Origin of the sequence: Leptotrichia sp. OH3620_COT-345, assembly GCF_003932895.1 — a bacterium.
GTDB lineage: Bacteria > Fusobacteriota > Fusobacteriia > Fusobacteriales > Leptotrichiaceae > Pseudoleptotrichia.
This window is the reverse complement of record NZ_RQYW01000004.1, coordinates 120073-145934: the sequence shown is the minus strand read 5'-3', so window position 1 is coordinate 145934 and position 25862 is coordinate 120073. Positions and strand designations below refer to the sequence as shown.

At 29.7% G+C, this 25862-nt stretch carries 27 protein-coding genes and 1 pseudogene; 25 read left to right on the top strand and 3 right to left on the bottom strand.

Going from position 1 to position 25862, the window contains the following annotated elements; translation table 11 throughout:
- Positions 1 to 34: 34 nt before the first annotated feature.
- From cysS to EII29_RS03975, 6 genes are all read left to right on the top strand, one after another.
- Positions 35 to 1531, top strand: a complete 1497-nt coding sequence (cysS, locus tag EII29_RS04000) for a cysteine--tRNA ligase (protein WP_125236249.1) — start codon at positions 35 to 37, stop codon at positions 1529 to 1531.
- Between the two features lie 246 nt (positions 1532 to 1777).
- Positions 1778 to 2812 carry a rod shape-determining protein gene (locus EII29_RS03995; RefSeq protein ID WP_125236248.1) on the top strand — a complete coding sequence of 345 codons (1035 nt, stop codon included), beginning with the start codon at positions 1778 to 1780 and terminating at the stop codon, positions 2810 to 2812.
- A gap of 4 nt (positions 2813 to 2816) precedes the next feature.
- Entirely contained in the window at positions 2817 to 3779 is a 963-nt protein-coding gene (locus tag EII29_RS03990) for an ATPase (protein ID WP_125236247.1), read from the top strand.
- 43 nt (positions 3780 to 3822) lie between these two features.
- On the top strand, positions 3823 to 5355 hold the full coding sequence (locus EII29_RS03985; RefSeq protein ID WP_125236246.1) for a phosphomannomutase/phosphoglucomutase: 1533 nt from the start codon (positions 3823 to 3825) through the stop codon (positions 5353 to 5355).
- 25 nt (positions 5356 to 5380) lie between these two features.
- Positions 5381 to 6094, top strand: a complete 714-nt coding sequence (locus tag EII29_RS03980; RefSeq protein ID WP_125236245.1) for an EndoU domain-containing protein — start codon at positions 5381 to 5383, stop codon at positions 6092 to 6094.
- Positions 6094 to 6537, top strand: coding sequence for a hypothetical protein (locus EII29_RS03975; RefSeq protein WP_125236244.1), 444 nt, complete (start codon positions 6094 to 6096; stop codon positions 6535 to 6537). The genes EII29_RS03980 and EII29_RS03975 overlap by 1 nt, the downstream gene beginning before the upstream one ends.
- A gap of 145 nt (positions 6538 to 6682) precedes the next feature.
- Here EII29_RS03975 and EII29_RS03970 read toward each other — a convergent pair whose 3' ends face one another.
- Together EII29_RS03970 and EII29_RS03965 are read right to left on the bottom strand one after the other, a co-directional pair.
- Positions 6683 to 7765: a nitronate monooxygenase gene (locus EII29_RS03970; protein WP_125236243.1), complete on the bottom strand. Its 1083-nt coding sequence runs from the start codon at positions 7763 to 7765 to the stop codon at positions 6683 to 6685.
- Between the two features lie 37 nt (positions 7766 to 7802).
- Entirely contained in the window at positions 7803 to 8276 is a 474-nt protein-coding gene (locus tag EII29_RS03965; RefSeq protein WP_199726022.1) for a hypothetical protein, read from the bottom strand.
- A 1176-nt stretch (positions 8277 to 9452) separates the two neighbouring features.
- Between EII29_RS03965 and EII29_RS03960 the strand changes: the two genes are divergently transcribed.
- The 14 genes and pseudogenes from EII29_RS03960 (at position 9453) to EII29_RS03905 (ending at position 20722) form a co-directional block, all read left to right on the top strand.
- Positions 9453 to 10232 (top strand): oligoendopeptidase, encoded by a 780-nt coding sequence (locus tag EII29_RS03960; protein WP_125236242.1) that lies wholly within the window; start codon positions 9453 to 9455, stop codon positions 10230 to 10232.
- 65 nt (positions 10233 to 10297) lie between these two features.
- Entirely contained in the window at positions 10298 to 10963 is a 666-nt protein-coding gene (locus EII29_RS03955; RefSeq protein WP_125236263.1) for a uracil-DNA glycosylase, read from the top strand.
- A 25-nt stretch (positions 10964 to 10988) separates the two neighbouring features.
- Complete coding sequence (locus EII29_RS12660) at positions 10989 to 11141, top strand: hypothetical protein (RefSeq protein WP_199726021.1); 153 nt, start codon at positions 10989 to 10991, stop codon at positions 11139 to 11141.
- A gap of 27 nt (positions 11142 to 11168) precedes the next feature.
- Positions 11169 to 11483 (top strand): annotated as a pseudogene (locus tag EII29_RS12655) (GNAT family N-acetyltransferase); the annotation flags it as partial.
- A 376-nt stretch (positions 11484 to 11859) separates the two neighbouring features.
- Positions 11860 to 12873: a heat-inducible transcriptional repressor HrcA gene (hrcA, locus tag EII29_RS03945; RefSeq protein WP_125236241.1), complete on the top strand. Its 1014-nt coding sequence runs from the start codon at positions 11860 to 11862 to the stop codon at positions 12871 to 12873.
- A gap of 24 nt (positions 12874 to 12897) precedes the next feature.
- Entirely contained in the window at positions 12898 to 13512 is a 615-nt protein-coding gene (grpE, locus tag EII29_RS03940) for a nucleotide exchange factor GrpE (protein WP_125236240.1), read from the top strand.
- 32 nt (positions 13513 to 13544) lie between these two features.
- A complete protein-coding gene (gene dnaK / locus EII29_RS03935) occupies positions 13545 to 15368 on the top strand; it encodes a molecular chaperone DnaK (protein WP_125236239.1) in 1824 nt (607 codons plus the stop codon).
- Positions 15369 to 15865: 497 nt separating this feature from the next.
- On the top strand, positions 15866 to 15988 hold the full coding sequence (locus EII29_RS12780) for a type II toxin-antitoxin system PemK/MazF family toxin (protein ID WP_368665475.1): 123 nt from the start codon (positions 15866 to 15868) through the stop codon (positions 15986 to 15988).
- A 159-nt stretch (positions 15989 to 16147) separates the two neighbouring features.
- A complete protein-coding gene (locus tag EII29_RS03925) occupies positions 16148 to 16615 on the top strand; it encodes a hypothetical protein (protein ID WP_125236238.1) in 468 nt (155 codons plus the stop codon).
- Positions 16616 to 16693: 78 nt separating this feature from the next.
- A complete protein-coding gene (locus tag EII29_RS03920; RefSeq protein ID WP_125236237.1) occupies positions 16694 to 17569 on the top strand; it encodes an aldose 1-epimerase family protein in 876 nt (291 codons plus the stop codon).
- A 131-nt stretch (positions 17570 to 17700) separates the two neighbouring features.
- Positions 17701 to 18858: a molecular chaperone DnaJ gene (dnaJ, locus tag EII29_RS03915; RefSeq protein WP_125236236.1), complete on the top strand. Its 1158-nt coding sequence runs from the start codon at positions 17701 to 17703 to the stop codon at positions 18856 to 18858.
- An 884-nt stretch (positions 18859 to 19742) separates the two neighbouring features.
- A complete protein-coding gene (locus tag EII29_RS03910) occupies positions 19743 to 20261 on the top strand; it encodes a GNAT family N-acetyltransferase (protein ID WP_125236235.1) in 519 nt (172 codons plus the stop codon).
- 78 nt (positions 20262 to 20339) lie between these two features.
- Entirely contained in the window at positions 20340 to 20495 is a 156-nt protein-coding gene (locus tag EII29_RS12020) for a hypothetical protein (RefSeq protein WP_158612462.1), read from the top strand.
- Complete coding sequence (locus EII29_RS03905; protein ID WP_158612461.1) at positions 20441 to 20722, top strand: PLP-dependent transferase; 282 nt, start codon at positions 20441 to 20443, stop codon at positions 20720 to 20722. Before EII29_RS12020 ends, EII29_RS03905 begins: the two co-directional genes overlap by 55 nt.
- Before the next feature lie 154 nt (positions 20723 to 20876).
- On the opposite strand, the gene EII29_RS03900 is transcribed toward EII29_RS03905, so the two are convergent.
- Positions 20877 to 21164 (bottom strand): hypothetical protein, encoded by a 288-nt coding sequence (locus EII29_RS03900; RefSeq protein ID WP_125236233.1) that lies wholly within the window; start codon positions 21162 to 21164, stop codon positions 20877 to 20879.
- A 149-nt stretch (positions 21165 to 21313) separates the two neighbouring features.
- Between EII29_RS03900 and EII29_RS03895 the strand changes: the two genes are divergently transcribed.
- From EII29_RS03895 to EII29_RS03875, 5 genes are all read left to right on the top strand, one after another.
- Entirely contained in the window at positions 21314 to 21826 is a 513-nt protein-coding gene (locus tag EII29_RS03895; protein WP_233573249.1) for a thermonuclease family protein, read from the top strand.
- Between the two features lie 258 nt (positions 21827 to 22084).
- On the top strand, positions 22085 to 23587 hold the full coding sequence (locus EII29_RS03890) for a YjjI family glycine radical enzyme (protein WP_125236232.1): 1503 nt from the start codon (positions 22085 to 22087) through the stop codon (positions 23585 to 23587).
- Positions 23587 to 24324: a radical SAM protein gene (locus EII29_RS03885; RefSeq protein ID WP_125236231.1), complete on the top strand. Its 738-nt coding sequence runs from the start codon at positions 23587 to 23589 to the stop codon at positions 24322 to 24324. Before EII29_RS03890 ends, EII29_RS03885 begins: the two co-directional genes overlap by 1 nt.
- A 390-nt stretch (positions 24325 to 24714) precedes the next feature.
- Positions 24715 to 25074 (top strand): VOC family protein, encoded by a 360-nt coding sequence (locus tag EII29_RS03880; RefSeq protein ID WP_233573248.1) that lies wholly within the window; start codon positions 24715 to 24717, stop codon positions 25072 to 25074.
- Positions 25075 to 25118: 44 nt separating this feature from the next.
- Positions 25119 to 25775 carry a DNA alkylation repair protein gene (locus EII29_RS03875; protein WP_125236230.1) on the top strand — a complete coding sequence of 219 codons (657 nt, stop codon included), beginning with the start codon at positions 25119 to 25121 and terminating at the stop codon, positions 25773 to 25775.
- Positions 25776 to 25862: the final 87 nt, after the last annotated feature.

Sequence of the window (25862 nt, the reverse complement as noted above, 5' to 3'; positions counted from 1 at the left end):
TAGAAAAATATAAAAAGAGTGGAAAGGAGTATTAATGAGGTTATACAATACTATGTCCAACAAACTCGAAGAGTTTGAACCGATAGAAGAAGGAAAAGTAAAAATGTATGTCTGCGGACCTACTGTTTATAATTACATACATCTTGGAAATGCAAGGCCTATTGTCGTATTTGATATATTAGCGAGATATTTTAAATACAGAGGCTATGATGTTACTTATGTACAGAATTTTACCGATGTAGATGATAAAATAATAAAAAGGGCAAATGAAGAAAAAGTAAGTCCTGAAAAAATAACGGAAAAATATATTCAAAGTTTTTTTGAGGATACCGAGCCTTTAAACGTATTGAAAGATATAAAACGCCCGAGAGTTACCGAGAACATAAATGAAATTATAGAAATTACCGAAAAACTTATTGAAAACGGTTATGCCTATGAAATAGACGGAAATGTATTTTTTGATGTAAAAAAATATAATGATTACGGAAAACTTTCCAATCAGAAAATAAGCGAACTTGAAATAGGTGCAAGAGTGGATATTATGGAAATAAAAAATAATCCTCTTGATTTTGCTTTATGGAAAAAGAAAAAAGATGGAGAACCGTACTGGGATTCGCCATGGGGAGAAGGACGTCCCGGCTGGCATATAGAATGTAGTGCAATGTCAAGAAAGTATCTTGGAGATACATTTGATATACATGGTGGAGGTCAGGATCTTATTTTTCCTCATCATGAAAATGAAATCGCTCAAAGTAAATGTGCTTATCACGGTCACTTTGCAAAATATTGGCTTCACAACGGATTTGTTCAGATTGATGGAGATAAGATGTCAAAATCTATGGGGAATTTCTTTTTACTAAGGGAAATATTAGGGAAATTTTCGGGAAATGTGGTAAGATTATTCATATTGAGTACCCATTATAGAAAGCCTATAAATTTTTCTTTTGAAGATATGGAAAATACTCGAAAAACTTTAAAAAATATGATCTCATCTTTGAAAAGATTTGAAGCCGTCTTAAAAAATCTTCAAAGTCTGATCAATCATAATAATTTAAAAAAAATAGAAAGAACAGATGAATTATATAAATTTATTGAAGAATTTAAAGAAAAATCGGATGACTTTAATAATAAATTTATCAGGGCGATGGATGAAGATTTGAATACACCTCAGGCGTTATCCACTATATTTGATCAGATAAGGGAAATGAATAAATTTTCAGATATTATCGAAAAAATATCCGATAAGGAAAAAAGTGAAAAAAGTGAATTGCTTTCTGAAGTACTGAATTTGTCTTATAAATCTTTAAAAATAAAAATTGAAGATGTTCTCGGAGTTTTAATGATAAATGAAGAAAAGGCAAGTAACAGTGAACTGTCTGAAAAATTAATGAAACTGCTTCTAAAAATAAGAAGTGATGCAAGGAAAAATAAAAATTTTGAATTATCTGATGAAATTCGTGACGGATTGAGAAAAATAGGAGTGGAAATTAAAGATAACAAAGATGGAACAACAGATTATACATTAGTATAAAAAACATATAAAGAACATAAAAAATCATATTTTTGTATTTAGGTTGAACATTTCTTTGTAGTGATATTAATATAGAATTATAATTTTAAAATAATTGAAAATTATATAGACTTAAAGTAAAAGAAAAAAATATACACTTTAAAAATTTAGGGAAGTACGGATTTATATAAAAAAAGTTGCTTATAAAAAAGGTATTTAAACAATATCGGAGAAAATTAATTTATACATAACATTCAAGGAGGAGAAATGAAAAATATATTTGATTTCTTTAAAATATTCAGAGTCAATAAAAGCATTTCAATTGATTTGGGGACAGCTAATATACTGATTTACGATAAACAGAAAAGAAGAATAGTGTTAAATGAGCCGTCAGTTGTTGCAAGAGACAGAAAAACAGGAAAAATAATAGCTGTGGGGAGAGAAGCGAGGGAAATGCTCGGAAAAACTCCTGCAAGTATTGAAGCTATAAAACCATTACAGGATGGAGTTATTGCCGATATAGATTCTACAAAAGAAATGATAAGCTATTTTTTACACAAAATTTATGGAAATTCATTATTCAAACCCGAAGTAATGATTTGTGTTCCTATAGAAGTTACAAGTGTTGAAAGAAAAGCACTTTTTGATTCGGTAAAAGGAGCAAAAAAGACATATATTATTGAAGAAGGAAGAGCGGCAATAATCGGATCAGGAATAGATATTTCACAACCTGAAGGAAATATGGTAGTAGATATAGGAGGAGGTTCCACAGATATAGCTATATTATCCCTTGACGAAGTAATATCAAGTAAATCTATAAAAACCGCAGGGAACAAATTTGATGAAGATATAGTGAGATATATAAAGAAGAAGTATAATTTGCTTGTAGGTGACAGAACTGCCGAAAAAATAAAAAAAGAACTGGGAACGGCATTGAAGATGACCGAACCTGAAATAATGGACATAAAAGGAAGAGATTTGGAGCTTGGAATTCCTAACACTGTTCAAGTGAATGCCAATGAAATTTATGAAGCTATAGAAGATTCCCTTTATCAGATAGTAAATTCTTCAAAAGAGGTTTTGGAAAAATGTCCTCCCGAGCTGGCTGCAGACATACTTGATAATGGAATAGTAATGACAGGAGGAGGTTCGTTAATAAGAAATTTTGTGGAATTAATGGAAAAGGAAATAGGAATAAAAGTATACTTAGCTGAAAATCCTTTGGATTCAGTTGTTTTAGGTGGAGGAAAAGCCTTTGACAATAAAAAACTACTGAAAACTTTACAAATGAGAGAAAGTTAAAAAAATGAAAAACAGTGAAATACTGAAAAAACTTGAGAAAGAAGCAAAACAGAATAAGAAAAGTGCCAGTTACCTTTTTTATGGAGATAAAAGAGTTGATTTGTTTTTTTATGCACTGGAATTTTCTAAAATGGTAATGACTTCGAGAATTGATGAAAATTTTGAAGAATATGAAAGTATAATTAAAAAAATAGAGAGTTTACAGCATCCCGATATAGAAATTATAAACAGAGAAAATCAAAATATAAAAATTGATGAAATAAGGGAAATTATTTATTCGGCAATAGAATCATCCTATAATTCTCCTAAAAAAATTTTTATACTTTCAGGAATCGAGGGATTGAGAAAAGAATCCTCCAATGCTTTGCTCAAAATATTGGAAGAGCCACCCAAAGATGTATATTTTATTTTACTGTCAAGAAGTCTTAATATTATTCCGACAATAAAGTCGAGAACAATAAAATTTCATATAGAAGCTGAGAATAATAAAGAATTGGATGTCAGTAGGGAAATTTATTATTTTTTTGATGGGAATGAAAATAATATAAAAAAATGGAAAGAGAAAGGTATTTCCATTGAAAAATACAATAAATATGTATCATCCCTTACAGATGCCGTAAGTTATATTATTCAGATGAAAAAATATTTAAATGGAGAAATTGAAAATATTGAAACAGATGAACTTGACTTAATAATAAAGTATAATAAAAGCACTGAATATATTGGGAAAAAAGTTAAGTTTTCCGATATAAGAGAAGTTTATACTGCTGTCAATGAAATTGAAACTGAATTCAAACAGGAAAGGGAAAAGCTGTCGGATTTACTTGGAAAAATAATAATAAATACAAAAAATTCAGCAAACGGAGATAAATTAAAAAAACTTATAAGTTTAAAAAACAGTGTAAGAAATAATGTAAATATAAGAAGTATATTATTTAATTTTTTTGATTTACTACAGGAAGAATAAAGAAAAAAATGTAAAAGAGAGTTATGCTAAAGAGAGGTATTTTATGGAATTGAAACATTTAGTAAGTGGAACTGATATAAGAGGAATAGTTTCAGATTTTGAAGACAGGAAAGCTAATTTATCCGCAGAAGAAATAAAATTTATTGTAAAAGGTTTTGAAAAATGGATAAAAAGGAAATACGAAAGAAAAGCTGATGAAGAAAACAGAAAAATAAAAGTTTCAGTAGGCTACGATGCAAGAAATACAGGGTCTGAGTTTTCAGAAATAATAAAAAAAGAACTGAAACAGGAGGGAATAGATGTTTATGACTGCAAAATGTCCATAACTCCTTCACTTTTTATGACAACCGTATTTGAAGATTATAAAGCTGATGGGGCTATAATGATAACGGCAAGTCATTTGCCCAGTTACTATAACGGATTAAAATTTTTTACTTCTGATGGAGGATTTGAAAAATCTGATGTATTGGAAATGCTTGAAATGGGAAAAAGAAAAAAATGTCAGTGTGAGGAAAATTTAAAAAAAGCAATGGGAATAAAGGATAAAAAAGGAAAAATTATCGAAAAAAATCTCGCGGATAATTATGCCCGATATTTGTGCGACTTTATAAGAAAAGAAACAGGTGGAGAAAAAGAACCTTTGAAAGGTTTGAGGGTAGTAATTGATGCAGGAAACGGAGCTGCCGGTTTTTTTGCCGATAAAGTAATAAAGGAACTGGGAGGAGATATTACAGGAAGTCAGTTCTTAAATCCCGACGGAAATTTCCCAAATCACGTTCCCAATCCTGAAGCAAAAGAAGCCATAGATTCCGTCAAAAATACAGTTTTAAATAACAATGCCGATTTCGGTATAATATTTGATGCAGATGGAGACAGAAGTGCTTTTGTAGATAAAGACGGACGTGAAATAAACAGAAATAGTCTGATTGCATTATTAAGTGATATACTTTTAAAAGAAAATCAAGGAGTAACAATAGTCACCGACTCCGTTACATCTATCGGACTGAAAAAATTTATTGAAAATAGAGGAGGGAAGCATCACAGATTTCAGAGAGGATACAAAAATGTAATAAATGAAGCTAAAAAACTTAATAAAAGAGGAATTTACACTCCTCTTGCAATAGAAACTTCAGGACATGCAGCATTTATTGATAATTATTTTCTTGATGACGGTGCATATATGGCTGCCCGACTTTTAATTCAACTCATTAAAAGTAAGAAAAAAGGAACAAATTTTACAGATATACTGAGTGACTTGACAGAACCCCTTGAAGAAAAAGAAATAAGATTTCCTATAAATTCTCAAGATTTTAGAGAAAGCGGAAATAAAGTTCTGAAAGCATTACCTGAGTATGTTCAAAAAATTGCAGGATGGGAATTGGAAAAACCTAATTATGAAGGTGTCAGAGTAAACTGCGAAAAAGATGGATGGTTTTTATTAAGGTTGTCGTTACATGAACCTTTACTTTGTCTAAATATTGAAACAGGGGAAAAAGGAAAAATTTCCGATATTGAAAAGAAACTTTATGAATTTTTGAAAAATTATGATGAAATTGATCTTTCTTTTATTAAATAATTAAAAAAAATTGAGGTTGATGTTTATGAATATAAAGAAAAGTATAAAAAAAATAATTGAAATATTCCTAATTGTTACTTTATGTGTAATTGTAACAAAATTTTTCATAGGTAAGGAACAGGAAAAAAATCGGAAAAATGTAACAGCTTCCTTTTCTCAAAAAAATGATAAAGAAAAACATTCTTCCGAAGACTATAAGGAAATTAGAAAAAGAGAAAATAAGAAGAACAGAAAAAAAAATAAGAAGGAAATAGAATATTCTCCTGACACATCCATATCAGGCAGAAATATAGGAAACTCTACTGAAGTGGGAGAACAATCGATTTCTTCAGGAAATAAAAAGTACAAAATAGATTATGATCATATAATAGGGGGAGATATAAATTCAAGCGGGGAAAAAGTTACAGGAGGACATACTCTTTTAAGAGGAGATGTAAGAATTATAAAAAAAATAGGTAATCCTGCAAGTAACGGTGTATATAAGGCTAGTGTGGAAATAAGAAGACCCGATGGGAAGTGGCAGAAAAAAACAAGTAACGGCGGGGTCAATACAATGTTTCCTGAAAATTGGGATGAAAAAAGAGTTATAGATGAAATAAATTCAGCATGGGAAAATAAAAAAGAACTGAGGGGAAGAGACAGCAATATGTGGCAGGGAATAAGTAAGAGCGGAGTTCTCATAAGAGGGTATAAAAAGCCCAGAATAACTGCTTATCCTATTTATGAGGGGGACAGATAATGAAAGTAATATTCAGCTATTATGATGATGAAGATTTTGGACTGACTGAATATCCTGAGCTTCTTATTTCAGAAAAAGTTGAAAAAATGCCTGAAGAGCGTTATTCTGAAGAAAAATATAGGTTAGAACAGTACAGAAAATATCTTATAACAGGAATAATGGAAGATTTCCAGTATCCTGAAAGCTGTGATAAAGTTCTTGCAGAGATAAAAAATATAGAAAGTGGAAAAATATCGGTAACAGAATGGGATGGACAGGCATTTCAGCATAAAATAACGAAATCTTATGTTGAGTTTATACATACTGTTTTCGGGGAATGTGAAGAGTATCCTGCATGGAATTGTAAATTGAAAGAATATAAAAGAGTGCTGCAAGGTTGGAAAAATTTTCTTGAACTTCCCAGAAGTATGAAAAGTAAAGTGGAAATAAAAATAAAAGATTAATGTTGACCGATTTCAACTTTTTTTGAAAAAGCTTAGAAAAATCCAATATAGGAATTAATGAAACGCTCACAGAAAGAAGTTGGTAAGCTTTAGGGAAAATAAAAAAAGTATAAAATAAAAAATGAGGATATAAATTCCTCATTTTTTATTGCATTAATTCATCTATTAAATCTTTCACATAAACAATTTCTTTAAGTTTATGTCCATTAGCCCCTGAAAAAAACAGTCCTGTCTGAAGTTTTCCCAAATAGGCATCTCCTAGACTGTCAGCAATGCAGTAACCTACTTTTCTTGCTCCCTGACCTTTTCCACAAGGAAAGACACAGTTACTTATACATTTTATTTTTTTATTATCAGGAACAAGGTTTTTAATAAGATCGGTTTTTACAGCACGTCCGGGATATCCTACAGGAGAACCGACTATAACAATATCTTCTTCCTTGGCATTTATGAGAACTTCTTTAAGTACTGTACTGGCATCACATTCGTGAGTTCCTACAAATCTTGTGCCAAGTTGAACTGCATCTGCACCGAGTTCAAGCATTTGTTGTATATCGTTTGAATCCCATATTCCTCCTGCGGCAATTATAGGAAAGTCACCCCATTTATCCCTTTCTTCTTTTACAAGGGGAATAACATACTCAAGCTGATGTTCGGGTAAAAATAGTTCTTCATATTTTGCACCTTGATGTCCTCCACTTTTAGGACCTTCAACTATTACGGCATCAGGAAGTCGCCCTTCAGCTTTCCATTTTTTACATATTACCTTTAATGCTCTTGCTGATGATACTATAGGAATAATTGAAACATCAGGGAAATCTCCGGTTAATCTTGGAAGCTCCAAAGGAAGGCCTGCCCCGGTAACTATCATATCAGCTCCTGCTTCCAATGCATCAGTGACAACTCTTTCATAATCATTTATTGCACGAAGTACATTACATGCAAGGGGTTTATTTCCACATATTTTTCTCGCATTTTTAAAAATTTCAAATAGAGCTTCTCTACTGTAGGCATTTTCAGTGCCTAAAGGTCTGTTATCCACAAGTTTCTTTACAAACCTCATATTTTGGTAATATCCTGTACAAATGGCACTTACAGTTCCCAAACCGCCGTTTTTTGAAACGGTTCCCGCCAACTGGTCCCAGCTTAATCCGACCCCCATTCCTCCTTGTATAATAGGCTTTTCAATATAATGTTTACCTATTTTTATTCCTTTTAATTCTTTCATTTTTGATTTCCTCCTCATATTTTATCATTTGTCAAGTTTATGATAAATAAGGAGGAGCTCTGACTATACGTACATTTGATGAAATAGAGCTGTAATTTAGTGATGTATTTGTAAAAACAGTACATAAAAAAATACTGTCTATAATTTTTTTAAATTTTTCGATAACTTTTTTTCGAATATCATTGGTCATAAATCCGATATAATTGTTTGAACAGAGCTGTTCAAATTTTCTAACAAGAAAACTTATATATTTTTTATCTATACTTTCAAAAAAAGATAAGTCAAAATCCGGAATGGAAATCTGCTTATCGAGAAATTTAAAAAAATTATCACTTTTGTTAAGTAAAATTTTTTTGTTTTTATTATAAATCGAAGAAATATTTTCAAAGTTTACAAAATTTCCGTTCAGGAAAACGGAAGTCGAGTAATTTTTAAGAAATTGGTTAAAAAGATTTAAAATAATATTATGTATAACTTCAGATAATATATTTCTTTTGATAGTTTTAAACATTTAATTCCCCTAATTTAAATAAATAACGTTTGTTACATTATATCAGGAAATATCCTGAAAAGTCAATTACAATAATCTTTTATGGAAATTAGTATAATTAAATTGGATTTATTTTTTAAATTAGTCTAAAAGAAACGTATATTTAACAAATATTTACTTTAATTTGCAGATTTAAAATTAATTATAGAACTTTATTCATTGGCAAATATTGGAAACAATATAAAATATTAGTAAGTTATATATATTTAAAATTAATAAAGTAATAATGAGCGGTATAATAAAATTTATTTTAAGAACGATATATTGGAAGTTACAGAAAAACATTAAAATAATTTAAAAAATATACATTAAAAACTGAAATTTTTAAATTCCAGACTGATGGATTTTTTAATAAACGGAAGAGATAATAAAGCTTAAAAATCTTACGAAAATTTATAAAATCAAAAAAATCGAAAAAATAAGGAATTACTTTAAATTCAGTAAAAAACGGATAACGGCATTAAAAGATATAAATATTTCAGTAAATAGAAATAAATTTTTAGGCTTACCGAGAGAAAATGCTTCAGGAAAATCCGCTCTTATAAAATGTATGACAGGATTGATTTCCCGGACTTAGGGAAGTGTGAGAGTATTCGGAATTAATCCGATGAGAAACAGGGTTACTTTTAAAAAATTCTGTTGTATTCGAATAGAGAAGCAGATTTATGAATAAAGGAGACCTATTTTCTCATAGGGGAATAAACAGCCTTAAAATTTTAATAATTCCTCTACTGACAGGAAGATTTATATCTTCCCGCTCAATTATAGAAAATTTTATATTTCCTGTCTTTTAAAATTATGTTCGATCTTTCTGTAAATATTATTAGAGTGAAAGAAAGCCTATCTTTTAAAACGGAGCTGTATATTTTTCTTTTCAGTATGTATAATATTGAATAAATGTCTGAGGTTTTATAAAAGTTCAGTACATTAAAGAAGAAAATTTAACATTCTTCCATAATTTTTTTTGTTTATTATATTACGAAAGAACTTCTGAAAATTGTTTAAGAAAATCCTGATGCTATTGACTGAATTATAAGTTAAGTGATATAATTTTTTGTAAATAATTATAGACAATAAAGTATATTTAATACATTTATTTAGAATACAATTTTTAAAAACAAAAATCAGGAGGATTTTATGAGAAAAACAGTTTTTATTATACATTTATTTTTATTGAGTTTTATTGTGATCGGAAGTAACATGGAAAACTATAATAAATTTGAAAAATTCAGTATAAGAATGTCATTGGCGAAAATACCTTCCTACATTCTTTTCAGTACTGAAAAAGGTCAGGATGATTTTTTTGCACAATTGAATGTAGGAAATTATCTTTCTTTCAGTCCTACAAGGTCGGCTTATATAAATTCCTATGAATTTTTTTCAGATGTATTGGGAAGTGATTTTTATGTATATGAAACTAATAAAAAAGGAAAAATAAAAGATAAATCTCAAATTTTTAAACATAATGATTCCGACTTTTTTGCCAATTACTATAAGGGAATTTCGGGGGATAAAGCCGAAGTAAAAGCACTGGGAATTGTACTTGCAGGAGTGAAAGTCCACAATGCTGCCGATGAGTATAAAATAACGAGATACAGTGCATCGAAAGGAGTTCTCATTCAGATTCCCGTAAATATAGCATTTTATATTAAAAAAATAAGTGATACCAAGTTAGTTTGGTCAAAAACTGATGATTATAAAGTAATAGATTATACTTTTATTTTGAGAAACGGAAAAATAATCGTAAAAGACAGAAAAGATATTATAATTATGGAAATTTATAGAGAAGGGAATTCCCTGTTTATAAATCATTCCAAATCAAAAGAAGAAATAAGGGTAAATAAGGAACTGTCTCAATTTGAATATTATACAAATGGAAAACACAAAAGTACTACAAAATATGAAGTTGTGAAATAAATATTGGGCTATAGCCAAATATGAAAAATAATTCAGATTTTAAAGTTTCAGGAAAGGATATTAATATGGTAAATATAGGAAATGACTGGGATAAAGTTTTTGAGGGTGAATTTGATAAGGAATATTATCAGAAGTTGAGAAAGTTTCTTATAAATGAGTACAGGACTAAAAGAATATATCCTAAAGCTGATGAGATATTTACGGCATTTAAGCTTACAAGTTACAAGGATTGTAAAATAGTTCTTTTAGGGCAGGATCCTTATCACGGGTTAAATCAAGCTCACGGACTTGCGTTTTCAGTAAAAAAAGGAGTAAAGTTACCGCCGTCATTACAGAATATGTACAAGGAAATCAGTGCCGAATACGGATATGAAATGAGTAATAACGGATATTTGATTCCTTGGGCTGAACAGGGAGTGTTACTTTTAAATACCGCTCTTACTGTTATTGCTGAAAATGCAAATTCTCATTCAAAAATAGGTTGGGAAATATTTACCGATAATGTAATAGAATATTTGAACGAAAGAGAGGAACCGCTTATTTTCGTATTATGGGGAAATAATGCCAGAAGTAAGAAAAGACTTATAAACATGGACAGACATTATATTTTGGAAGCTGCTCATCCGAGTCCTCTTTCGGCAAGTAGAGGCTTTTTCGGGTGCGGACATTTTAAAAAAGCTAATGAAATATTGAAGGAGCTTGGAAAAGAAGAAATTAATTGGAAAATGTAATTTTTTTTATGAGGACCACTTGCTGTTGTCCATAGAATTAAATATGAAGATAGTAACGGATAATAAAGAAATTGTAGATGAAAATCAAAAAGAAAGTATTGCAAGAGAAATTTTGAATGATCTTCCTGAATGGTTTGATATTCCGGAAATTAGGGGAAAATATATTATCGTTTCTTAAGACAAGTCATCTTCGGTATGTTTTAACGATGATGAGGTAGTTGGATTTATTATGCTGAATTTTACCGACAATGACTGTGCAGATATTTTCATAATGGAAATAAAGAAAAAATATCAGAGAATGGACATCGAAACAAAACTTAATAATACTTATAAAGAAATGGCTAAAGAAAAAAGGTATACTTATTTGCAGGTGAAAATAGTGCAAACCGGTCATTATAAAAAATACGATATAACTAACAGTTTTTATGTATCAGCAGTTCATAAAAAACTGAAATGTTTTCGGATTTTATGGGATAAGCGGGATTCTTGTCAAATTTATACCCGATATATTGGAAATTAATAAATCGCGGTTTAAATAAAAGCGGTAATTCAAATTTTGATTGAGACAGATTAAACAGCTGAATGAAATAATTGAATGGAACGATATAATACAATGATTTAAAGGACAGTAATCAAAATTGGTTACTGTTTTTTATTATAAAATGAAAAACTTGAAGAAAGAAAAACTTTAAACAACAAAAAATTTTTTTGTTGTTTAAAAACAGAAAGTAATATCAAATAAAATATGAAAATATATTTAACATCAATATTTGTGAAACAAAAAAAATCTGAAAAAATTTTAAAAAAAGTCTTGACATTTATATGAAAATATAATATTATATATTTGTGATTAGCACTCTTTGTGAATGAGTGCTAACAAAAAGGAAGGTATATTCATGAATGACAGAGAACGAATGATATTAAAATCAATTATAAAACATTATCTGGAATTCGGCGAAAGTGTCGGTTCGAGAACTCTTGAAAAAAAATACAGTATAGGAGTATCATCGGCAACAATAAGAAATACAATGGCGGACTTGGAAGATAAGGGACTTATAGTGAAGACTCATACATCTTCTGGAAGAATTCCGACCAGTGAAGGCTATAGGATATATGTGGAAGAGCTTATAAAAATAAGGGATATTTCTGCAGAAGCCAAAGCCAAAGTGGTTGAAGCTTATAACAAGAAAATGAATCAGTTGGATAAAATATTTGAAGAAACATCAAGACTGCTTTCAAAAATAAGCCGCTATGCAGGAGTTGTTCTTGAGCCGGCAATAAGACAGGAAGGTGTGAAAAAAGTAAAATTGGTTCATATTACAGATACAAATATTTTAGCTGTTGTAGTTATGGATTCATTTTTAACAAAAAATCTGAACATATTCTTGGAAACCCCTATAGGTGAGGATGAAGTGGAAAGTATAAACATGCTGTTAAATGAAAAAATAAAAAACAGTCCGAAAATATTTACACTGTCTGATCTTGGAGAATTTTTTATGAACACCGATTTATGTGTATCTGAAGAATTAGAGTATGAAAATGAACAAATTATAAATGAAGGGAAATTATTTTTTGAAGGGGGAACAAATTTACTTGAAAGCAATGTTTCGGATGTTATGAAAGTAATTGATCGAGTTAAGCTTTTTAACAATCCGAATGATATGAAACAGATATTTTCACAATTTATTCAGACTGAGCAGTATAAAGATGGTGAAGTAAATGTCATTTTCGGAGAAGATCTGGATATAGCCGGACTGGAAGATTTTTCTTTTGTATTTTCCGTTTATACAATGGGAGATGCAAAAGGGATTATGGGAATTATAGGACCTAAGAGGATGGAGTATTCTAAAACGGTGGGTCTTGTGGAATATGTTTCTGAAGAAGTAAAGCAGCTTTTAAAGAAAAAATGACAGTAAAGGAGATGAAAATAATAAATGTCTGAAAAAGATTATGAGAATGAAGTAAATGATGAAAAAATCAGTGAATTTCAAAGTGAAAATAGTGAAGAGAAAATTTTAGATACGGGTGATTCGGAAAGTTACGAAAGTTTAGAAGAAAATGTAATTAATGAAAAACAGGAAGAACCTGAAACTCCTGAAGTGAAAGTAATAAAACTGGAACTGGAACTTCAGGAATGGAAAGATGCTTATACAAGAAAACTTGCCGAATTCCAGAATTTTACCAAAAGAAAGGAAGCTGAAGTAAATGAAATGAAAAAATATGCTTCCGAAGAAATAATAATAAAATTACTGGACAATATTGACAATCTTGAAAGAGCGGAAGCTGCATCTATTGAAACCAAAAATTTTGATGCTTTAGTTGAAGGTGTAAATATGATTTTAAGAAATTTGAAAAATCTTTTAAATGAAGAGGGAGTGGAAGAAATAGAAACTGAAGGAAAAGAATTTAACCCTTATGAACACCAGGCAATGATGACAGAGTCAAAAGAAGAATTTGAAAATGATGCCATTGTTCAGACATTCCAGAAAGGATATAAACTGAAAGGGAAAGTAATAAGACCGGCAATGGTGACAGTAAATAAAAAATAGAATAATTTTAAAAAATAAGGAGAATGATAAATATGAGTAAAATAATAGGAATAGATTTAGGAACAACAAATTCATGTGTGGCAGTTATGGAAGGAGGGGCATTTACAATAATACCCAACTCCGATGGGGGGAGAACTACACCGTCAGTTGTAAATATAAAAGATAACGGTGAAATAATAGTAGGAGAAATTGCTAAAAGACAGGCAATTACAAATCCTGATTCCACAGTAATTTCCATAAAAACAAATATGGGATCCGATTATAAAGTGGATATAAATGGAAAAAGCTACACACCTCAGGAAATTTCAGCTATGATATTGAAAAAACTGAAAAAAGATGCTGAAGCTTATTTAGGAGGAGAAGTTAAGGAAGCTGTTATTACAGTGCCTGCATACTTTACAGATGCACAAAGACAGGCTACAAAAGATGCGGGAGAAATAGCAGGATTGACTGTAAAAAGAATAATAAACGAACCTACAGCTGCGGCATTGGCTTACGGAATGGATAAGAAAAAAGAGGAAAAAGTTCTTGTATTTGACCTTGGCGGGGGAACTTTCGACGTGTCAATTCTTGAAATAGGGGACGGAGTAGTAGAAGTTATATCCACATCAGGAAACAACCATCTGGGAGGAGACAATTTCGATCAGAAAGTAATTGACTGGCTTGCAGAGGAATTTAAGAAAGAAACGGGAATTGATTTGAGAAATGACAAAATGGCAATTCAAAGACTGAAAGATGCTGCTGAAGATGCTAAGAAAAAATTATCCACTACATTGGAAACATCAATTTCATTACCATTTATTACAATGGATGCAAGTGGACCTAAACATTTGGAGAAAAAACTTACAAGAGCGGCATTTGATGAACTGACAAAAGAACTTGTAGAAGCTACTAAAGGTCCTGTAAAACAGGCATTGGAAGATGCAAATTTATCTCCTAACGAAATAAATGAAATATTACTTGTAGGAGGCTCAACAAGAATACCGGCAGTTCAGGAATGGGTAAAATCATACTTCGGAAAAGAACCTAATAAAGGAATAAATCCTGATGAAGTAGTTGCAGCAGGGGCCGCAATACAGGGGGGAATATTAATGGGAGATGTTAAAGATATATTACTTCTTGACGTAACTCCGTTATCATTGGGAATTGAGACACTAGGAGGAGTATTCACAAAAATAATTGAAAGAAATACTACTGTACCTGTTAAGAAGTCTCAAGTATTCTCAACAGCTGCAGACAATCAGCCGGCGGTATCCATAGTAGTGTTACAGGGAGAAAGAGCTAAAGCTTCGGACAACCATAAATTAGGTGAATTTAATCTGGAAGGAATTCCTGCGGCACCGAGAGGAGTACCTCAAATAGAAGTTACGTTTGACATTGATGCAAACGGTATAGTTCATGTTTCTGCAAAAGATTTGGGAACAGGAAAAGAAAATCAGGTAACAATTTCAGGAAGTTCCAACTTATCTAAGGATGAAATTGAAAAAATGAAGAAAGATGCTGAAGCTCATGAAGCTGAAGATGCAAAGTTTAAGGAACTTGTAGAAGCAAGAAATCAGGCTGATCAGCTGATACTGGCAACAGAAAAGACAATTTCCGAAAATGGAGATAAACTGCAAGGAACTGAAAAGGAAGATATTGAAAAAGCTATAGAAGAATTGAAAAAAGTAAAAGATTCCGATAATCTTGAAGATATAAGAAAAAATATAGAAGAACTCTCAAAAGTGTCTCAAGGATTTGCCACAAGGTTGTATCAGGAGGCTGCTCAAAAAGCACAGGCTGAACAAGGAACTGCTGAAAGTGGAAGTGGCGAAAACGGAAATGATGATGTTCAGGATGCTGAAGTAGTAGATTAATAAAAAATATAATTTAAAAAATAGGATTAGGGAAGGAAGGGGAATTATTTCTCCTTCTTTGTGTAAAAAGAATGGAAATCAATATAAAGAAATTAGAAAACAGTTAAGTAATTTGATGAAAAAAGAAAAAATATAAAACTGTCAAAAAAATAAGCGATACAAAAAATGCTTTCTTGTTTTTTTTCAATTTTAGTATATACTATGTATATATTAAAATTGCAGGAAGGTTCAATGTGTTAGTTATTGGAGTTTCAAAATAGGGAAATAGACAGAGAATAAGAATATCGAAAAACATTTTAGAATTTTTGAATAGGGGAAAAATGATGAATTAGAAATAATTCCAGAAAAAGGTAATTTGAAAATAAAAAAAGGAAAACAATACAAAGAATTATTTGTCAATTATAATGATATGAAACACAAGAAATAAACTGAGGGAAGAGAGGCAGATAAATATTATAAAGTAGGGGGATATTATAAAAATAAATTTTAATTTGTAAATCGGACATGAAAAGATAGACTGCTGTTATCCTGCTGTTGTTGTAAGCGATAATACTTTCAATAAAGTATCAAAATTAGTTTTTGTCTGTCCGATTACAAATTTAACGAATAAATTCATATAAAATTAGATTGTACAACTATAATGAACATCAATCACTGAATATAAATTATAAGGGATTATAAAATTATTGAAACATTACCAAAAAATATTTTAGAGGATGTTATAAATATAATTTTTTCTGAAATTGATATTTAAATCTCATAAAATCTTAGGAGATTATATGGCTGTTACTGATATGGAAAAATTAATTAATAAAAAGTATTTATACTGGTTTGGACTTTATATAGCTAATACTGCGATGATGGAATATTTTAATAAAAAAGATATGAATTTTGAAAATTTTGTATATCAATATGGTATAGTGACACTTATTTTTTTATCTTCACTTTTTTTGAAAAATTTAATATATATTTTAAAAGAAGAGGAAAATCCGAGAATAAGAAATATTTTTTATTTTATTGATTTAGCCGATAGAAACTATGAAAAGGCTATATTAAAAAAATATCCGATTTTAGACTTTATGCTATTTATTTTATTTTTTACATTAATTATACTATTCATAAATACGTTTTTTTTAAATATAAGTCAGATTTATGATATTTTTCAGATGATAAAATTAATTGGGATGATACCTTTTACTTTATTTATTTGGATTTTATTATTATTTTCGTGGTATTTGGAATTTTAATGAAAAATTTTTAAATTATTAAAGATAGTAAATTGATAAAGATATCAAAAAATAAAATTCAAAAAAGGAGTCAAAGTAATGGATAAAGTACATATTTTAAAATTGGGAAATGTGGAAATTGGAGTATTTACAAAAGGAGCAGAATTATACAGTTATAAAATAAATGGAGAAGAATTTATATGGGATAGAAATCCTGAATTTTGGGAGGGAAGTTCTCCGGTACTGTTTCCCTTCATAGGAATAATAAAAGATGGGAAATATACATATGGAAATAAGGAATATGAAGTAACTACAAGACATGGATTTGCAAGGGACTATAATTTTGAATTAATTGAAAAAGGAGAAGATTTTTTGAAGTTTAAGTTTTCTTCCAATGAAGAAACACTGAAAAAGTACCCTTTTGAATTTGATTTTTTTATAATTTATACAATAAAAGAAAATAGCCTTGAAATAAAATACGAGGTTGTAAACAGAAATTCTGAAATTATGTATTTTTCATTGGGAGCACATCCCGCCTTTGCACTTGAATTAAATAATGGAATAAATTTGAATAATTATTTTTTGGAATTTGAAAAAGAAGAAACAGCACAAATATATAAACTGGAAAAATCCCTTGTTCTGAGCGAGAAATATGATTATCTGAAAAATGAAAAAATAATAAAATTAACTGATACAATATTTGACAATGATGCTTTAATATTTAAAAATACAGAATCAAAAGAAGTAGCTATAAAATGTAACAAAAGCAGTAAGAAAATAACTGTAAATTATGAAGGTTTTCCATATGTGGCATTTTGGAGTAAGCCTTCAGCACCTTTTGTCTGTATAGAACCATGGTACGGAATTTCAGATTTTGCAGACTTTAACGGAAAGCTTGAAGAAAAAAAGGGAATAGAAAAACTTGGGGGAAATGAAACTTTTACTGCAAGACTTTTCATAATAGGAACCCTGTAAATGAAACGGTATAAAAAGAAAGGAGAAGGAATATTTTAAACGATGTTTATTTTGACTCTGGTTTTTACATAATTTAAAATATTTATAAAAATATAGAGAAAACTGAGTTTAAAATAATTCTATAATTAGAAATGGCAAAAAGAGATTATTATGAAATATTGGGAATACCTAAAAATGCAAGTGAGCAAGATATAAAAAAAGCTTACAGGACAATGGCTAAAAAATATCATCCTGATATGAATAAAGACAACAAAGAAGCGGAAGCTAAATTTAAGGAAGTGCAGGAAGCAAATGAGGTCTTGAGCGATCCTCAGAAAAGAGCAGCTTATGATCAGTACGGGCATGCGGCATTTGAGCAGGGTGGAGGCTTCGGACAGGGAGGATTCGGAGGCTTTGAAGGATTTGGCGGTTTTGGAGGCTTTGAAGACATTGATTTGGGAGATATACTCGGAGGCATGTTCGGAGGTGGAAGAAGTCGTGCGAATAGAGGACCGAGAGTAAAAGAAGGAGCCGACCTGAGATATAACTTGACACTTACATTGGAAGAAGTGGCATTCGGAACGGAAAAAGAAATAAAATACAAAAGAAAGGGAAAATGTAAAACCTGCCACGGTTCAGGAGCAGAGCCGGGACACAGTATGAAAACGTGTGATAAATGTCACGGTTCAGGACAAATAAGAACACAGCAGAGATCTATATTCGGTATTCAGACGGTAGTTCACGAGTGTGACAAATGTCACGGAACAGGGAAAGTTCCTGAAAAAGAATGTCATACATGTCATGGTTCGGGAGTAGAAAAGGAAACGGTTACAAAGAAAATAAGAATTCAGTCGGGACTGGAAACAGGGGATAGAGTAAGAGTGACAGACGGAGGAGATGCAGGAGAAAATGATGGAGTATATGGAGACCTCTATATATTTATCACTGTAAAAGAGCATGAAATATTTAAACGTAACGGATATGATATTTATTGTGAAGTACCTATAGGAATGACAACGGCGATATTAGGAGGAGAAGCTGAAATTCCTACTCTTGACGGAAAAATGAAAATAAAAATACCAGAGGGAACCCAAAACGGTAAAATATTCAGATTAAAAGAAAAAGGTATAACTTACAGGGATAGAAGAGGTTCGGAAATAATTGAAATAAAAATAGAAACTCCTGCGAATTTAACTGAAAAACAGAAAAAAATACTTAAAGAATTTGATGAATCTTTAGGAAAGAAAAATTATAAAGAATCTCATTCTTTCATTGATAAGATGAAAAAATTCTTTAAAGGAGAAGAATAAAAAAGGGAATTTTAAAACTACTGATTTTAAATTAATTAAAATAAAAAATAGTTTTAAATTTTTATATAAAATATATAAATTATATTAAAAAATTAAATTTTATATTTCCTTTTTGATATGGTATAGTTATTATATAAAATGCAAAATAAATGCAAAATAAAAAAATATAATGATATATGTGTGTAAGATAAGTCTTTTAAAATTATTGAAAAAATAATAAAAAAGTGTCTTGATACACTAATAATAAATAAGGTATCCGGACATTCTGTCCGGATTTTTATTATTGACTTAAGTCAGTTAGGTACGCAAAGCGTGCGAAACATAAAACCACCTGCTATGCGGGTGTGGAAACGTAAGTTTGCAACAAAAAACATCTTCCGATATAATAGAGTTGTTCAAGCTGCTATTAAAGAAAGGAAAGTGTTTATATGATTAATCAAAAGTATAAAGGAAATAGTGTTTATAATATCTATAGAATAAAAATGGTATGAATAATTTACAGTATTGTGTTTTTAGGTTGAACATTAAGAAAGGAGAAAAAAATTACTTGAGTGAAGTTGTCTAGTCAGATAGAAATTGAAAAGAACAAAAGTAACATTAACAGTATTAAAAAATATAATGAAATTAAACGGAACATTATATAATTAGAATAAAGAAATAAAAAATATAATATAAATAATGGATTTATAGGAATTAAACATTATAATAAGAGTAATAGAAAGAATATCTTGTGGGGAAAAATTTGATAACTTAAAAAAGTTAATATAATTTAGATTTTTTTAGATTACGAAACTTTTCTCATTTCCGATTTTGACATTGAGTTGGAAGATATTTAAATAATATGGTAAAATAAAATAAATACATTATACTGTCAAGGAGATAATATGATATTTAAAAAAGCTGAAAAAAACAATTTGGAAGACATAATGAAGATAATAGGAAAAGCCCGGAAAGAAATGGGCAGAATGGGAATAGACCAATGGCAGGATGGATATCCTGATGAAAAGACAATATTAAGAGATATAGAAAAAAGAGAATCTTATATATATGAAAAAGACGGAAAAATAGCAGGAACAGTAGTGATTTCATTTCGGAGAGAAAAAGATTATGACAAAATAGAAAATGGAAAATGGCTGACATATGATGATAAATATTGTGTAATACATAGAATAGCTGTAAACGATAAAATAAAAAAGCAGAATATCGGGACGGAAATTTTGAGGAATGCCGAAAAAATATGTATTGAAAATAAAATATACAGTATAAAAATAGATACTCATGAAAATAATGAACCGATGAAAAGACTTTTAATGAAAAACGGCTTTATTTATTGTGGAATAATTTATTTAAACAGAAGTAATGAAAAAAGAATAGCATTTGAAAAAATTTTAAAAGAAAAATGAGGAACAAATATAGAATTTGAAACAAAAGCAATACATGGAATTGAGGAAAAAGAAAAAATATGAGGAAGTACAATTAATATGACCTTTGCATTTTCTGTAAGGAAATTTGGAAGAGAACAGGAATTTGAATATGGAAGAATGTCTTCAACTATAAGAGCCGAGCTGAAAAAACGGTTGACGTGTTGGAAAATGGAAAAACCGCTTATGTTTTTTCTTCAGGAACGACAGCGATAATGTCAATATTTACAATGTTTAAAACAGAAAGTCATATAATACTCGGAATGGATATTTATGAGGAAATATATAGAATTATAAATAACATATTTGGAAAGTACAATCTTGAATATACATTTTTAGATATTAATGATTTGAAGAAGATAATTTTAAACAGGCATTGGAAAAATAAAGGGATTATAAAAAAACAGAACAAAAACAAAATACATGAACTGACTGATAAATAAAAATAAACTAAAATATAAAAATCATATCTATGAGGTTTTAAATGATTCATAAATATGATTTTTATTGTTTTAATTATTATCCAACTGTAAAATTCTCTTAATTAATTATACAGTCTGCTTTGAAGCTTTGATTTAATAATTTCTTTTTTAATGTTTAAAAAGAAATATTTCTTTCTCTCATTTTTTCTTCTAATATCTTTTTTAGTTCAGGAATAAACTTTTTTTTGGCTAAGAAAAATCCTACAATTCCGCCATAAAAAATAAATAGACCGATAAAATTGTTTAAAGTTTTGTAATCCTTTAAAATTTTTTCGTCTGTTATTTTAGGGGAATTAATTCTTTTTTTCATTCCTATGGATACAGAGTAGTACATAAGATATGAAAGCCCTCCCCATGCAAGTAAGACAAATATAACAATAAAAATTAAAAATAAAAATTCCATAAAATATTCCTTTCATAGTAATTTTGAAAATTATATCATATAATTCATGATATAAAAAGAGAAAAAATAAAAAAATATTAATCAAATATTAGATGTCTTAAATTTAAAAAATGTAGTATAATTTTGTAACAAGGAAAGGAATTTGAAAAATGAAAAAAATAAATAAAATACTGGGATTATTGGTATTCATTCTGATAATATATGTACCATGTTTTGCAGAAAATTATAAAGTACTGTATGTAAGTGACGGAGATACAGTAGCAGTGAAAAGAACGGAAAACGATAAAGAAACAGGAGAATTGATTAAAGTAAGACTGTTCGGAATAGATGCACCTGAAATTAATCAGGATTACGGTTATGAAAGCAAACAAACATTAATAAACTTTATAAGAAATAAAAATGTCAAAATTTATGGAAAGAAAAAGGACAGATACGGAAGAGTGTTAGGAACAGTTTATTATAACAACGAGAATATAAATGAAAAAATGGTAAAGACCGGAAATGCGTGGTGGTATGAAAAATATGATAAAAAAAATGTCAGAATGAAGCAGTATCAGGAAGCTGCCCAAAAAAATAAACTCGGAATATTTGCCAAAAAAAATTATATATCTCCTTGGGAGTTCAGAAAAATAAAAAGAGAAAAAAAGAAACGGAAAAACTGAGCTTTTGATTCTTTTTACAATTATCAGTTTTATTTTTAATATATAGATTTTAATTTTTTATAGAATTTAATATTTTTAATTTAAGATTAAAATTAAGAAATTAATATTTAAATAAACAGCAAGTAACATTTAGAGTTGCAATTGTAGATTTTAAGCAAAAAATATGGTAAAATATTAATATTCAAAGAAAAAAGTATGATGATAAAATTCAGATATAAAAATAAAGGTTATATAGTAAAAATAATTAGGAGGAAATCAATGTCGGAGCAAATTTTATCAATTATAAAAAATAATGTATTAACTTATGAACAGAAGTTACGACAATTGGCAGGAGCTGCCGAAGGGACTTTAAATGTGCTGAATATCACTCCTGATATTCAAGAATATAGAGATAAAGGCATAATATGCGATTTATTTGAAGGGAATGCTCCTTACAGAGCCAGATATATTACTCCCGACTATGAAAAATTTATGAAACAGGGGAGTAAATTTCTTGATATAAAGCCTGCAAAAGATATATGGGAAGCTACTACAAATTTACTTATACTTTATAATCACGTACCGTCTATTACGTCATATCCTGTTTATCTCGGAAATATAGACACATTACTTGAACCGTATATAAAAGATGAAGAAGAAGCTTACAAAGCTATAAAACTTTTTTTGTTGCAAATAGACAGAACAATTACAGATTCTTTTTGTCATGCAAATTTAGGGCCTCATAAAACAAAAGCAGGAGAAATGATTTTAAAAGCTACTGTGGAACTGGATACAATGACACCTAATCTGACTTTGAAATATGATGAGGATATAACTCCTGACGATTTTGCGGTTCAGGCTATAGAAACAAGTCTGAAAGTAGCAAAACCGAGTTTTTCCAACTATAAAATGTTTCAGAAAGATTTTTACGGAAAAGACTATGCAATAGCAAGCTGTTATAACGGACTGAGTATCGGAGGAGGGGCTTATACTCTTGTAAGACTCAATCTTGCAAAATTGGTAGAAGAAGCAAAAAATGAAGAAGATTTACTTAGTCATATATTGCCTGATGCAGTAAACAGAATGGCAAGATATATGGATGAAAGAGTAAAGTTTTTAGTGGAAGAAAGTGGATTTTTCGAATCAAGTTTTCTTGCAAAGGAAGAACTTATACATAGAGACAGATTTAGCGGAATGTTCGGAGTAGTCGGACTGGCTGAATGTGTAAATAAAATAATCGGTGCGGAAAAGCAGGAAGACAGATTTGGCTGGGGCCGTTATGCAGATGATTTGGGAGTAAAAATCATAGAAAAACTTCAGGAATATGTACATAATTATAAAGTTAAATACTGTGAAATTACCGATAATCACTATGTACTTCATGCACAAGTAGGCATAGATACAGATTACGGGATAAGTCCGGGTTGCAGAATACCGATAGGAGATGAGCCTGCACTACCTAAACATATAAAACAGACTGCAAAATTTCACCCTTATTTCAAGTCAGGGATAGGAGATATTTTCCCTTTTGATGAAATGGCTTCAAAAAATCCTGAATCCATTCTGGATATTATAAAAGGAGCGTTTAAGGAGGGAATGAGATATTTTTCAGTATATTCTACCGATGCTGATGTAATAAGAATTACAGGGTATCTTGTTAAAAAATCTGAAATGGAAAAACTTCATAGAAATGAACAGGTAATACAGCAGACGGTCGTATTCGGTTTAGGAGCAAGGGAAAACTCAAAAATACTCGAAAGAAAAATAAGAGGAAATGAATAATGAAAGGGATTGTTAATAAAATAATACCTTTTAGTAATGTTGACGGCCCGGGTAACAGGCTGTCAATATTTTTTCAGGGGTGTAATTATGACTGTCTTTATTGTCATAATCCTGAAACAATAGAAATATTTGGAGAGAAAAGCGAAAATATTCCTGAAGACATAAGTGTCATGAGTATAGAAAAAATTTTGGAAGAAATAGAAAATGTAGCTCCTTTTATTTCAGGGATAACCGTTTCAGGAGGAGAATGTTCACTTCAATGGAGATTTCTTACTGAACTGTTTACGGAAATAAAGAAAAACTGGAAAAGACTTACCTGCTTTGTAGACAGTAATTGTTCAATTCCTTTATGGCCGGAAGAAAAAAAGAAATTTATAGATATTCTTGACAAGGTAATGATTGATATAAAAGCTTTTGACAAAAAAGACCATATATTAATGACAGGAATAAGTAATGAAAATGTAATAAGAAATTTCAAATATCTTGTAGAATTAGGGAAAATATATGAAGTAAGAACTGTTATTGTACCTGAAATTATTGATAATGAAAAAACAGTGGATAATATAAGCAAATTAATTGCCGAATATGATAAAAGTCTGAAGTATAAAATTATAAAATATAGACAGAACGGTGTGAGAGAAGAAGTATTGAAAGCGTATACTCCCAGTGAGGAGTATATGAAAAAGCTAAAAAAAATAGCTGAGAAAAACGGACTTAGCAATGTTGTTATAGTATAGTTTTACGATATTTTTTGTAAACAAAGAACAAAACAAAAATTCTATACTTTTTTCCGTGAGGGCCCATTGCCGCCCTCACACTCCGGCTACCGGCTACAAAATTTTTTAACCTCAAAATATGAACTATGCTCAGAAAACAGCAAACTCGCTTCGCTCAGACAGCTGTTTTCCCGAGCAGCATAATTCATATTTTTTCGTAGAATTTTGAATGTCGGAGTTTCTGTTTACATTCCAAGTTTATATTTTTATTATTACAATTTAACTATGAATCATTTCTTTATACTTCAGTTTCGATTTAATATTAAATTTTATAATGTGAAAATATTGAAATAACTTAAAAATGAGAGTATGATTATAATAAAGATTATGGAACGAAAAAGGAGGATAAACATGAAATTAAAAGGATATGATAATTTTTTTCTTGTTGTAGACGATTTGGAAAAAGCTAAGAAATATTACAAAGATATACTGGGTTTGGAAATAAAATTTGATTTTTCTGATATGGGAATGGTTGCTTTTAATATAGGTAATGAAGAAGCAGCGATAATTCTCAAAGAAAAAAACAAATTTCCTGATACAAAGCAGACAATATGGTTTATTGTAGACAATGTTTCGGAGGAATATGAGAAAATGAAAAACAAAAATGTAAAGCTTCTGACACCACCTTTTCCTATCAGAACAGGAAATGCCGTTGAATTTGAAGATCCTTTCGGGAACAGATTCGGAATAACGGATTATAAAAAAGGATAATTTGCGATTGAATATAAATTATATAAATACAAGAAGGTAAAGTAATGGATTTTGAAAAAATTTTTGGAGAAATAGTAAGTTATAAAAATGAAGAAGAAGCTGAGAGAATGTCCTCATACATGTTGAATAAATTTAAATACATAGGAATAAGAACTCCCGAACGCAGAAAACTGTTCAAAAATTCGTTTAAGGAAGCTAAAAAGGAAGGGGAAATAGACTGGACTTTTATAAATAAATGCTGGGAAAATGAATATAGGGAGATACAGTATGTAGCTCTTGATTATATACAGACAGTAAAAGATTTTTTAACAGATGGAGATATACCTAAATTAAAAAAACTCATTTTGTTGAAATCATGGTGGGATACAGTTGACAATCTTGATATGGTGATAGGCGGAATAGCTTTGAAATATCCTCAGGTAAACGACATTCTTTTGAAATGGAGTACAGATAAAAATATATGGCTCAGAAGAATAGCGATAGATCATCAGCTTCTCAGAAAGGAGAAAACAAATACGGAGCTTCTTGAAAAAATACTGGAAAATAACTTTGGTCAAACCGAATTTTTTATTAATAAAGCAATAGGCTGGGCATTAAGGGATTACAGTAAGACCAATCCTGATTGGGTAAGGAAATTTATTGAAAAAAATAAAGATAAAATGGCAAAATTAAGTATGAAAGAAGGAAGTAAGTATATCTGAAATATTACAAGGCAATTATAAAACAAATTTAATAAAATATCTAAAACTTTTATTTTTTGTATAAACGTGATAAAATATTTCATATGA